This window comes from Pseudoalteromonas sp. S558, assembly GCF_005886635.1.
In the GTDB taxonomy this organism is placed as follows: Bacteria; Pseudomonadota; Gammaproteobacteria; order Enterobacterales; family Alteromonadaceae; genus Pseudoalteromonas; species Pseudoalteromonas aliena.
In genome coordinates this window covers 1-348 of record NZ_PNDU01000696.1, presented here as the reverse complement: position 1 = coordinate 348, position 348 = coordinate 1, and the positions used below count along the sequence as shown (strand labels likewise).

Below are 348 nucleotides of genomic sequence, written 5' to 3'. Positions count from 1 at the left end.
ACTAGTTCGCGCAATTTGCAGTTTCTTCACCAAGTTATTGCTCAATTAAAAGCTGAGCCTGAAAAGCTGCAACTGATAAAAAACAATCTTGCTTATTACCGCGAACAAACACACTTAAAGCGCGGTTTTTTGCTCGCGATTGAACGTTTTGATTGGGTGTTTGAAGCTACTGATAACATCGACGAAATTTGTGAGCAGATTATGGCCGATGACTTTATTGGCAATCGTTTAAGACGTTATCCCTTTTTATTTAAAGGTGTTGTTGAAAGCTAAACAGCGCCTTATTTTTCTCCTACTTCGCGTTAACATTTGTTTAATTTACCTCCCATATTTCTCTTTGAAACCGGA

General features: G+C 37.9%; 1 protein-coding gene. It reads left to right on the top strand.

Going from position 1 to position 348, the window contains the following annotated elements; genetic code table 11:
- A partial coding sequence (locus CWB66_RS21985) for a hypothetical protein (RefSeq protein ID WP_502705312.1) occupies positions 1-273 on the top strand: 273 nt, incomplete at its 5' end.
- Positions 274-348 lie beyond the last annotated feature (75 nt).